Source organism: Mucilaginibacter gracilis (genome assembly GCF_003633615.1).
Taxonomy (GTDB): domain Bacteria; phylum Bacteroidota; class Bacteroidia; order Sphingobacteriales; family Sphingobacteriaceae; genus Mucilaginibacter; species Mucilaginibacter gracilis.
Genome location: NZ_RBKU01000001.1, coordinates 6,440,544 through 6,452,395, shown reverse-complemented (window position 1 = coordinate 6,452,395; position 11,852 = coordinate 6,440,544). Strand labels below are relative to the sequence as shown.

Genomic DNA, 11,852 nt, shown 5'->3' with positions numbered 1-11,852 from the left:
ATTAAGATGAAGAGGCATAACTTCAAGAACCTAAAAATATGGGAGAAGGCTATGGACTTCACTGATTTAACTTATGATTATTGTAAAGGCTTGCCTACTGAAGAAAGATATAATCTTATAGATCAAATAAATAGGTGTTCGTGCTCGGTACCTTCAAATATTGCTGAAGGTTCCGGAAAAAGAACAAACGTACATTTTGCGGAATTTTTATCAACGGCATTATCATCTTCATATGAAGCTGAAACCCAGTTGTTGATTTGTGAAAGGCGCACGTATGGCGATAAAGAAAAAATTGAACCAGTGTTTAGAATTGGTTGCAGAAGTCCAAAGAATGATATTTGCTTTCAGGGAATATATTCTTGGTAATGACGGTAAGTCTTAATTCTTGCATCTTGATTCTTGAGTCTATTTAAAACAATGGAAGTACAAGAAATTAAACAACGCTTTGGTATCATCGGTAGTTCGCCGTTGTTAAACCGGGCCATTAATATAGCTAACCAGGTTGCGCCTACCGATATTTCGGTACTGATAACCGGTGAAAGCGGTAGTGGTAAAGAAGTTTTTTCGCACATCATTCACCAAATGAGTCCGCGTAAGCATGGGCCTTTTATAGCCGTTAACTGCGGGGCCATACCCGAAGGCACCATTGATTCCGAACTTTTTGGTCATGAAAAGGGAGCCTATACCGGTGCCGTTGGTGAGCGTAAAGGATACTTTGAAACCGTAAACGGCGGCACCATATTTTTAGATGAAATTGGCGAAATGCCGCTGGGTACACAGGCACGTTTGCTACGCGTGCTGGAGTCGGGCCAGTACATTAAGGTAGGTTCGTCTAAAGTAGAAAAAACCAATGTGCGGGTAATAGCAGCAACCAATGTTGATGTTTACGAAGCCGTAAAAGCAGGCAAATTTAGAGAAGATTTATATTACCGCTTAAATACCGTACCACTACGCATACCGCCTTTACGAGACAGGAAAGAAGATATTTACCTCATCTTCCGTAAATTCACTTCGGATTTTACTGCCAAATACCGCTCGCCGCCTATACAACTGGATGATGCTGCGCAGCAGGTATTAATTAACTACTCGTGGCCGGGCAACGTAAGGCAGTTAAAAAATATAGCCGAGCAACTGGCCGTGCTTGAGCGCGACCGCACCATTACCGCGCAAACCCTGCTTACCTATATACCGCACGAAATGGGCAACCGCAACCTGCCCATGCGTATTGAAAACCAGCCGAAAGAAGATTTCTCCGAAAGGGACATCCTCTATAAAGTGCTTTTTGATATGAAACGCGACATGGTTGAGCTAAAAAAACTGGTTGCCGATATTATAGAACAAGGCGGTGTAGCGGCCAATTATGCAGGCAATGCGCAGGTAATTAATCAACTTTACCGCGATATTGATTTACCAAATAAGGCCGAGTCGCAATTTACTTTGCAACAACCCGTTCATAACAATAATAACACTGGCAGTAGCAATAATAACGGCAACGATAATTATAACATTACGCACGATGCCGAAGAAGTTGAAGAATCGTTGTCGCTGATAGAAAAGGAATCTGATTTGATTCGTAAGGCATTAAAAAAGCATCGTGGTAAACGTAAACTTGCGGCGCAGGAATTGGGAATATCCGAAAGAACATTGTACCGTAAGATCAAAGAATTAAATTTGTAACAGATGAAGAAAAAGATATTGCTGTTAATTTTTCCGTTACTGCTCTTAAGTCAAGCCTGTACCTACAAGTTAAGCTTGAATGGGGCATCAATACCCCCGGAGTTAAAAACCATTAATGTATCGTTTTTTGAGAATACGGCCCCTTATGTGGTTAATAATCTGAGCCAAACATTTACCGAAGCATTAAAAGACCGTATCCGTTCGCAAACGAGCCTTAGCTTGGTTAGGGGCGAGGCTGATGCCACTTTGGAAGGCCAGATAACTGGTTATACCATAGCACCGGCATCGGTACAGGCTACCAGTGATAACAGGGCACCCGTTGCCGGGCTTACACGCCTTACTATTACCATAAAGGCCAAATACACCAATATTGCCAATAAAAAATATAATTTTGAAGAATCATTCACCCGATTTAAAGATTTTGCGGGGGATATATCATCACAGGAGCAAACTTTGATACAAGCCCTTAATAAACAGTTGACGGAAGATATTTTTAACCGAGCCTTTGCAAATTGGGCGTAAATTCGTAGTTTAAGCAACGTGGAAGTTTTAAATACAAATTATAAAGAGTTTTTTTCGGATATTGTAGCTAATCCGGCCGAAGTTGGCAGTATCCATGCCCCACACTTAAAGGCGCTGGTTGAGCTGTATCCGCAAAGTGCCATTTTACGCGCCATGCTTGCCCGTGCCATTCAGGTTACAGATCAGGCAGGCTTTCAACAAAAACTTAAATCGGCTGCAGCTTATGCATCCGATAGGGCCATACTTTATAATTTAATTAACTACCCCGAAAAGCTGGTTAAAAAATATGCGCAGGCAGGCGTTATTGAGGAAGTAGAAAACCCGCCGGTTACTGAACTTGATTATAAAGCTGAACCGCAAAGTGATGTTGACGATTTTGCTAAACAATTTGAGGAAGAAACAGAGCCGGTAAACTATTTCCATGAATCGGAAGAAGTTTTAGAGGAACCCGGCCAGTATCACCAAGGTAACGATACAGCCGCAACCAACGGGCAAACCGAAGATAGAGAAGCATACTTTAACACCGTACCAAACCAGCCGTTACAACCCGAATTATTGGCCGATGAGGCAGCTTACCAAACGTATGCCCCACAGCAAGAAGAAGTTATTGCGCAACCCGAGCCCTATGTTTACGCTAATATAGGCAACCAACCAGTTGTAGGTACCGCCTTGCCATCAGAAATTGATGATGAGGTTTATGATGAGATAACCGGTATTGAAGATATTTACGGCGAAATAATACGCGAGCCAAAAACTACAATGCCCGATGCAGCCCCCCCGCAGGAGCAGGCCCAAGCAGGAGAAGATGCCAGTAATAATTTGGAGGACATATTGCTTGCCCAATACGGTGCCGTATTAAGTGATAGCCCAATTATTGCCAGCGAGCCGCAACCCGCTACCCCTGTTGCCGAGCCACCCGCACCCGAAGAAACATATACGTTTTCGGCCAGTCGCTTTCGCGATAAAATGGCGTTAGCTAACGATGAGGTTGAATTTGAAATGGTGAGTACAACAGCACCACAACAGCAAGCACCAATGCAAGCAGAACCCGTGCCTGTACCCGAGCCGGCGCCAATGGTTGAAAGTAATGCAAACCATTTTACACCTCAGTTTGCTGAAGATGATTCGCGGATGGCTAAGTACGACGACGACTCGTTACCGTACAGTTTTATGTGGTGGCTCAATAAAACCCGTAAAGAACATGCCGATACGCACCAGCCTTATGCGCCTAAACCAGCCCCGCAACAGGAACCACGGGCACCCGCACCCGACGAATTACAACAGCAGTATTTCGAGAATATTTTTAGCCTTACATCTGTTGAGCAACTGGATATTAACACGCGCAACAAGCGTAAGGGTGGCGAAATAATAGACAGGTTTATAGAAAAAGATCCGCAGTTAAAACCGCCTAATACCGAAAAACTGGATAACGAAAACAAGGCAAAACAAAGTTCGGAAGATAAAAGTATCCTCGTTTCGGAAACGCTCGCGGGTATATACGCCGATCAGATGTTGTATAGTAAGGCAATTATAGCTTACCAAAAATTATTGTTGAGATTTCCGGAAAAAAGCACTTACTTTGTTGCCCAGATTGAAATATTAGAAAAGAAGATAAATTAAATAAAATAAAATGTTATTATTAGTAATTGTTGCCATTATTGTTTGTGTGCTTTTGGGGCTTATTGTTTTAATTCAAAACCCTAAAGGTGGTGGCTTATCATCAAACTTTTCCAGTTCGTCGCAACTGTTAGGTGTGCAAAAAACCGGCGACATCCTTGAAAAAGGTACCTGGATACTGGCCGTTGCATTAATTGTATTATCGTTAACTATTAATGTGGTTGGTAAAACCGGTGCAGGCAAGGTTGAAAATGTAAACCAGGAGCAAATTGATAAGGCTTCGAAACCAAGTGTGCCTGTAAACAGCGCACCTGCTTCTTTGCCAGATTTGAACAAAAAAACCAAGTAAGCAATTAGCTTTATAATTGAAAGGGCTTTAAGAGTTATTCTTAAAGCCCTTTTTTTTGCTATGCATGACATCATGACACGGCTGTATTAACCCCTGAGCTAACTATATTTTACACTTAATGAAATTTTGACAAACCTTCCGTCAATATGTGCCATATACATATCATGGCATAATTAGTGTTGCTTGGCTGTTATAATCATTATAACAACTATAATAAATTAAAACAAATAACTATGTCGTTAAACATTAAACCTCTTGGAGATAGAGTAGTTGTAGAAGCTGCTGCTGCTGAAGAAAAAACTGCATCTGGTATCTTTATTCCGGATACTGCTAAAGAAAAACCTCAAGTTGGAACTATAGTAGCCGTTGGGCCGGGCAGGCACGCAGATTCCGGAACTTTAATAGCTCCAACTGTTAAAGTTGGTGATAAAGTTTTGTACGGTAAATACGCCGGTACCGAAACAAGCTACGAAGGTAAGGAGTATTTAATTATGCGCGAATCTGACGTTTACGCGGTATTGTAAATTAATGATTGAAGGATTGATGGATTGAATGATTGAATAAAAATCATTGATGAAGTTGACGATTCAATAAAGAAAAAATCAAATTACATACTGAATAGACAATCAATCATTCAGTTAATCAAATCATTCAAATTTAAAAAAGAAGATGGCAAAAATCGTTAAATACAATGTTGAAGCACGCGACGCCTTAAAACGCGGTGTTGATATTTTAGCTAATGCAGTTAAGGTAACATTAGGCCCTAAGGGCAGAAATGTAATTATAGATAAAAAGTTTGGTTCGCCAATTATCACTAAAGATGGTGTAACTGTTGCTAAAGAAATTGAATTGAAAGATTCTTTAGAAAACATGGGTGCCCAAATGGTGAAAGAAGTAGCATCAAAAACTGCTGATATTGCTGGTGATGGTACAACTACAGCAACCGTTTTAGCTCAGGCTATTGTTACTGCCGGTATTAAAAACGTTGCCGCCGGTGCAAACCCTATGGATTTGAAACGCGGTATTGACAAAGCTGTTGAAGCTGTTGTTAAAAACCTGCAAGAGCAATCGCAAGCTGTTGGCGATGACAACAACAAAATTAAACAAGTTGCATCTATCTCGGCTAATAACGACGAAGTTATCGGTTCGCTTATTGCGGCTGCTATGGCTAAGGTTGGTAAAGACGGTGTAATTACAGTTGAAGAGGCTAAAGGTACCGAAACCGAAGTTAAAACTGTTGAAGGTATGCAGTTTGACCGTGGTTACCTATCGCCATACTTTGTTACCAATGCAGATAAAATGGAAGTTGAGTTAGAAAACCCATACATCCTTATCTACGACAAAAAGATTTCTTCGATGAAGGAATTGTTGCCTATCCTTGAAAAACAAGTACAAACTGGCAAACCATTGTTAATTATTGCCGAAGATTTAGATGGCGAAGCATTGGCTACTTTGGTAGTTAATAAAATTCGTGGTTCGTTAAAAGTTGCTGCTGTTAAGGCTCCAGGTTTTGGCGATCGCAGAAAAGCAATGTTAGAGGATATTGCTATCCTAACCGGTGGTACTGTTATCTCGGAAGAAAGAGGTTACAAATTAGAAAACGCCGATTTAACTTACTTAGGTACTGCCGAGAAAATAGTTATTGATAAAGATAACACTACAGTTATCAATGGATCGGGCGGAACAGAAGAGATCAAATCTCGCGTTAACCAAATCAAAGCACAGATTGAAACTACAACATCAGATTACGATAAAGAAAAATTACAAGAACGCCTTGCCAAATTATCTGGCGGTGTTGCTGTACTTTACGTAGGTGCTGCATCGGAAGTTGAGATGAAAGAAAAGAAAGACCGTGTTGACGATGCTTTACATGCAACCCGCGCTGCGGTTGAAGAAGGTATTGTTGCAGGTGGTGGTGTTGCTTTCATTCGCGCTGTTGAATCGTTAAAAGATTTAAAAGGTGCTAACGAAGATGAAAACACTGGTATCCAAATCATCCGTCGTGCTATCGAAGAGCCATTACGTCAAATTTGCGAAAACGCAGGTATCGAAGGTTCTATCGTAGTACAAAAGGTTAAAGAAGGTACTGCAGATTACGGTTACAACGCACGTACTGATGTGTACGAAAACCTGATCTCGGCCGGAGTAATTGATCCTACTAAAGTAGGCCGTGTAGCTTTACAAAATGCTGCTTCAATTGCTGCTATGTTGTTAACTACCGAATGTGTATTGGCTGATGAGCCTGCTGATGAGTCTGCAGGTGGCGGTCATCCACCAATGGGTGGCGGTATGGGCGGTATGATGTAATATCAATCCGCTTTACCCTTAACGGGCAAAGTTTAATATATCAAACCCTGTTCAGTTTACTGGACAGGGTTTTTTTATGCAGCATTAAACCCTCGGCTAATCATACCGTCAAAAAAAGCAAATGTGATGCTATATGTAACATTTTTGCAATCGGCATCTCATTTTTGGGACTCTGTGATATATAATGAGTTATTTAGGAATTAAGGCACAGCATTTGATATTTAGCAAGTATGAAAGCGATAAGTGAAAAAACAAAATATGTATCTAACCGCATAATAGGTTGGGCAATAACAGAAGGGCCACAATTATTTGTAACTTTCTTTAGATAGTAATATCTTTAGGGTATGAACCTTCACAAGTTTTATACCCAAGTATCTGATTGGGCAATTACACACGCCCCAAAATACATCCTCGCTGCTGCATTTTACTTTATTGGTTTATGGTTTATTAAACTTGTAAAGCTCAAGCTTCGCGGCCACATGAGCCACAGGCAAATCCACTCGTCGTTACGGCCATTTTTCCTAAGTTTAAGTATTACAACAATGCATATTTTGCTATTTGTTGGAGCTATGGAAATTGCGGATGTGCAGTTAACCATTTTTAATACCGTTATTGGAGCCCTGGGTATAACCGCAGGTTTGGCATTATCGGGCACGTTGCAAAATTTTGCCGGAGGGGTATTTATCCTGTTGCTTAAACCCTTTACTATTGATGATAATATTATTGCGCAAGGCGTTGATGGGGTAGTAACATCTATCCAGATATTTTACACCGAAATTCTTACTGCTGATAACAAAGCTGTTATTATACCAAACGGCAAGCTCTTTAACGAAATTATTACCAACGTTACCCGCGAAAATAAACGCCGTATTGATTTTGAACTGAAGCTTGGTTACGTGGTTGAAATTGAACAGGTTAAGGTTATAATATTAGCTGCCATAGCTAAAACACCAAATGTATTGCCCGATCCGGCACCTATTACCGGCATATCGGCCCTGGAGGTTGATGGGCTGAGGGTAGCCGTTAAGGTATGGACAAAAACCGAGCAGTTTAGCTCCACCCGGTTTGCCCTGCACGAAAATATTTTGAAAGACCTTAAAAGCGCAAGTATTAAGTTGCCTGGAATGTAATGGTTTATATTTTCTGCCTCGCCTTTAATTCCAGATAACGGTTAATAGTATTCACGGTTAAGTTTTGCGGTGCACTTAATATGGATTGTATGCCGTGGCGGGCAAGCTCTTTAACGATGAGCTTTTTCTCGTAAGCAAACTTTTCGGCTATGGTTTTGATGTAAATTCCTTCTACGTTACAGGCTGGCTGTTCGCTTATTTTTTTGAGTTCGGTGTTTTCAAAAAACACTAAAACTAATAGGTGAAACTTTGCAATGCGCTGTAAAAATGGCAACTGCCTTTGCAGTGCCGACATGCTTTCGAAATTGGTGAAAAAAACAACCAAACTCCGTTGTTTAAGCGTGTTGCGGATGGTGGTATAAAGCAACTCCATATTGGTTTCCATATAGCGCGTTTTCTCTTTATACAAAACCTCCATTATTTTATTGAGCTGCGTAGGCCGCCTGTCGGCAGGTATAACGGCACCTTTTTGGTCTGACGCGGTAATTAACCCTGCCTTATCCTGCTTTATTAACGCTACGCTTGATAGTACCAGGCTTGCATTAATAGCATAATCAAGTAAACTCAAACCCTCAAAAGGCATTTTCATGGTTCGCGATTTATCTATTACGCAATACACGTGCTGCGATTTTTCGTCGGTATAATTGTTAACCATTAACTCGCCCCGCCTGGCCGATGCCTTCCAGTTAAGGGTTCGGAAATCATCGCCGGCAACGTAATTTTTTATTTGCTCAAACTCCATGCTGTTGCCCAGGCGGCGTATTTTTTTTATGCCATATTCGTTTAAGCGGTTTGATATAGCCATTAGCTCGTATTTACGCATCTGTAAAAATGATGGGTAAACGGCCAGTGTTTGGCCTTGCTCAAAGTTAAAGCGGCGGTTAACGAGGCCCAAGGGCGCTTGTACGTACACACGTACATAACCAAATTCGTATTCGCCACGTTTGGTGGGCCGCAATACGTAATTTAACAATTTATGCTGATGGCTTGTTAAAGTAGTTTGGAAAAGTACGTCCCGTTTTTGAAACTGGTGCGGAATCTCGTCGATAATGCCTGTGCTAACCTTAAAGTTGTAAAAGTTTTCTATGTAAATACCAATTTCGTTATCGTCGCCATTGCTCAATCGTTCGGGTGCATGCCTTTTGGCGAAAATACCGTTGCTTGTGCCGTAAAGCATCCACAAATCGATTATTAACAAAACGATAAGTGTAAAGAAAAATATTGCCGGGATTTGCCCCAGCCAGGTAAAAAAGAACGACAAAAGGTATAATACCGCAGCACCACCCAGGCCGATGAATAAGCGGGTGGTTAAAAACAGATTTTTATAGTACAGGCTAAAAAGCGACTTCACTTATCTTGGTATTTCTATTTTTTGGATAATTTGGGCAACAACCTCATCTGGCGTAACGCCTTCCATTTCTTTGTCAGGCGTAAGCATAATGCGGTGCCTTAATACGGCGGGTGCTACCCATATCACGTCTTCGGGGGTTATAAAATCGCGGCCCTTCATGGCGGCCAATGCCTTGGCACTGTTTACAATAGCTAAGGATGCACGCGGCGAGCCACCCAAAAAGAGCGATTTATTACTGCGCGTTTCGTGAATTATTTTGGCTACAAACTCCAATAGTTTAGGTTCTACAAAAAAGGAACGTACTTGCTGGCGCAGACTAATAATATCCTGCCCGGATAATACAGGTTTAATGTGGGCCAGTTGGTCGATTGTTTTTTGTTGGTGCTGTTGGGTGAGGATGGTAATTTCTTCGGCTAAGGACGGGTATTTAACCTCAATCTTAAATAAAAAGCGATCGAGCTGGGCCTCGGGAAGGCGATAGGTACCTTCCTGCTCAACAGGGTTTTGCGTGGCCAGTACAATGAAGGGTTCTTCCATTTTATAGCTGTGGCCGTCAATAGTAACCTGACGCTCTTCCATTACCTCAAACAAGGCCGACTGTGTTTTTGCCGGGGCGCGGTTTATCTCATCAATTAAAATAATGTTACCAAATATGGGCCCGCGTTTAAACTCAAAATCGATAGTTTTTGGGTTAAATACAGAGGTACCCAGCACATCCGACGGCATCAAATCGGGCGTGAACTGAATGCGCGAAAACTGTGCATCAATACTTTTAGCTATTAGCTTGGCCGTTAGTGTTTTGGCTATACCGGGTACACCCTCAATTAAAATATGGCCGTCGGCCAAAATGCCGGCAATCAGCAGGTCGATGCTGTCCTGCTGGCCAACAATTACCTGGCCAAGGCTGGCTTTAATTTGGGTTACAGCGTCGCTAAGGCGGCTCAAATCTGTACGTTGTTCAAAAAATTCCTGTTCCATATTTATTACCTGGATTGACTGTAAAATTGTTCTATGTTTTTATTAAGTGCTATAAGCTCGCTGTCGTTTACCGGTGCATTGCTGCGCACAAATGTTATCTGGCGTAAAAGTTCGTGCAGTAATGCCGTGTCGACGCCGCTTTTTTGTGCCAGGAGCGTTAAAAACTCTTCATTCAGCACATTGGTTTTTAAGCCATATTTACTGCGCAGGTGCTCTAAAAAATAAGTTACTTTTTTTGTGGCGATGTTACTGTTATTCCGTTGCTCATAATAAACTTGCCCAACCACGTTCACAAACTCCAACGTTGAGTTTCGCAACGGCTCAATAACCGGAATAATGCGCTGCCGCCGCTTGGCCTCGTATATTACGAAGAATAGCAGGCTGAAGAGGGCAATATACAATGCAGCACGCAAACTACTATTACGTATAAAAACCCGCAGCGATGAATCAGATTCGCCATCGCGTCCGCGCGAATAGTATTCATCCCAAAGTAGGCTCCCATTGTTTTTAAGATACGACAAGGCAATGGGCACATAAGCAGCTCCCTGATCTTGCAGTATACTGTAATTGCTAAACATTAACGGGTTTGAGTTTAAATAAAGGTTACCCTTACCCATGCTAAACTTTAAATAATTACTATGTTCGTTTTCGTTTTTGCCAATAACTACGGCCTGGGCGGTATCAAACTTACTAAAATACCTATCGGTACAGCCCTTGTCAACTGCATATTTGTAGGTATTAAGGTATCTACTAACAAAGCCTATCCTGATGGGGTCGGCGGTTTGTGGTTCAGCAGATGTTGAAATTTTTAGCTTTTTATTGAGATAGGTACCAAAAATTTCGGCGGCAATAAATACATCGTTACCCTTTTTAATGTATTGGGTTAATTTATCGTAATCATATTCGTTTAAAACAACGACGTTGTTAATAATTATATAGGTTGCGTTTTTTGCCTTGGAGTTAGTTACAACGTTATATACCGGCTCGCGATAAGCCGTAACACTGGCGCCCGGAAAAACATCGGTTACTCTATTATAAAGCACATAAGTGCCGAAAGGTATTTTATCGGTATTGCTTAAGGTTTCTGTCCAATCTAAAGCTTTTGGCCTGTTGTATTGGGCCATTAAATAAAAAACCAATAATATTGTTGCTCCCAGGATGTAGAACTTTAGATCTTTCATGGCAGCATGTTTTTAAAATCGATAAACAGGGTATTGATATTTTGGAACGATTGCCCATCAACCGGGAAATCGCCATACCACACGTACTCAAACTGCCGGGTTAGTACACCAAATACCTGCCGGTAACCGGCGTTGGTTAACTCGTTTAAATACGCAGTGTTTGTTTTTTCTATTTGCCAATGGATAAGCTGAGCATCGTTTAACTGTTTTAAGCTGCGCAGGTATAATAAACGCACGGCTAATTTGTAGTTACGTTGTTGCGTTGCTTTTTCTATTTCAAGGTCGAATGTAATTTCGTGTATGTTTTCCAACGATTCGCCGTAAGGGATGTGTACTTGTTTGGAAGCTCTTTTAAATATATTTTCTACACCAATCATTTTAACAATAATGTATACCAGTACACCAATAACGGCAGCCAGCAAACCATAGCTTACAGCCTGGCTGGAACCTTTAGAGGCAGAATCTGTGCCGCCAAAAAGTTTTTCAATTTTTTCCCATATCCATTCCCAAAACCTATCCCATGCCGATTTTGGTTTCTTTACGTCGTTATCATAATTAAATTCGGGGCTTTTGGCGTATTTGCTAAGTTCGGCGGCCTTAAAACTTCGTACTTTAACGTTTGAACTATCAATATTTAATGTGCTGATTTTGGGCTTTACCGTTGGAGGCGTTTTTAAAACGTTAGCCTTTAATTTAACCGAAAAACCAATAAGTAAACAAACAAGGAGCAGTTTATACAT

Annotated in this window: 12 protein-coding genes; 8 read left to right on the top strand and 4 right to left on the bottom strand. The window is 41.3% G+C overall.

Annotated elements, in window-relative coordinates; all coding sequences use genetic code 11:
• Positions 1-6 precede the first annotated feature (6 nt).
• From BDD43_RS28800 to BDD43_RS28765, 8 genes are all read left to right on the top strand, one after another.
• Entirely contained in the window at positions 7-366 is a 360-nt protein-coding gene (locus tag BDD43_RS28800) for a four helix bundle protein (RefSeq protein WP_121201674.1), read from the top strand.
• Positions 367-417: 51 nt separating this feature from the next.
• Complete coding sequence (locus tag BDD43_RS28795; RefSeq protein ID WP_121201673.1) at positions 418-1,677, top strand: sigma-54 interaction domain-containing protein; 1,260 nt, start codon at positions 418-420, stop codon at positions 1,675-1,677.
• A 3-nt stretch (positions 1,678-1,680) separates the two neighbouring features.
• Positions 1,681-2,199, top strand: coding sequence for an LptE family protein (locus BDD43_RS28790; protein WP_121201672.1), 519 nt, complete (start codon positions 1,681-1,683; stop codon positions 2,197-2,199).
• A gap of 18 nt (positions 2,200-2,217) precedes the next feature.
• Positions 2,218-3,819 carry a hypothetical protein gene (locus BDD43_RS28785; RefSeq protein WP_121201671.1) on the top strand — a complete coding sequence of 534 codons (1,602 nt, stop codon included), beginning with the start codon at positions 2,218-2,220 and terminating at the stop codon, positions 3,817-3,819.
• Between the two features lie 10 nt (positions 3,820-3,829).
• The gene (gene secG / locus BDD43_RS28780; protein WP_121201670.1) at positions 3,830-4,165 is read left to right on the top strand and encodes a preprotein translocase subunit SecG; all 336 of its coding nucleotides are present in this window, start codon (positions 3,830-3,832) and stop codon (positions 4,163-4,165) included.
• 233 nt (positions 4,166-4,398) lie between these two features.
• Complete coding sequence (gene groES / locus BDD43_RS28775) at positions 4,399-4,689, top strand: co-chaperone GroES (protein ID WP_121201669.1); 291 nt, start codon at positions 4,399-4,401, stop codon at positions 4,687-4,689.
• A 145-nt stretch (positions 4,690-4,834) separates the two neighbouring features.
• Positions 4,835-6,472, top strand: coding sequence for a chaperonin GroEL (gene groL, locus BDD43_RS28770; protein WP_121201668.1), 1,638 nt, complete (start codon positions 4,835-4,837; stop codon positions 6,470-6,472).
• A gap of 344 nt (positions 6,473-6,816) precedes the next feature.
• Complete coding sequence (locus BDD43_RS28765) at positions 6,817-7,602, top strand: mechanosensitive ion channel family protein (protein WP_121201667.1); 786 nt, start codon at positions 6,817-6,819, stop codon at positions 7,600-7,602.
• 4 nt (positions 7,603-7,606) lie between these two features.
• On the opposite strand, the gene BDD43_RS28760 is transcribed toward BDD43_RS28765, so the two are convergent.
• From BDD43_RS28760 to BDD43_RS28745, 4 genes are read right to left on the bottom strand one after another with little or no spacing between them, the layout of a single operon-like run.
• Positions 7,607-8,953 (bottom strand): DUF58 domain-containing protein, encoded by a 1,347-nt coding sequence (locus BDD43_RS28760; protein ID WP_121201666.1) that lies wholly within the window; start codon positions 8,951-8,953, stop codon positions 7,607-7,609.
• Positions 8,954-9,931: an AAA family ATPase gene (locus tag BDD43_RS28755; protein WP_121201665.1), complete on the bottom strand. Its 978-nt coding sequence runs from the start codon at positions 9,929-9,931 to the stop codon at positions 8,954-8,956.
• Between the two features lie 5 nt (positions 9,932-9,936).
• Positions 9,937-11,112: a DUF4350 domain-containing protein gene (locus BDD43_RS28750; protein ID WP_121201664.1), complete on the bottom strand. Its 1,176-nt coding sequence runs from the start codon at positions 11,110-11,112 to the stop codon at positions 9,937-9,939.
• Positions 11,109-11,852, bottom strand: coding sequence for a DUF4129 domain-containing protein (locus tag BDD43_RS28745; protein WP_121201663.1), 744 nt, complete (start codon positions 11,850-11,852; stop codon positions 11,109-11,111). Before BDD43_RS28745 ends, BDD43_RS28750 begins: the two co-directional genes overlap by 4 nt.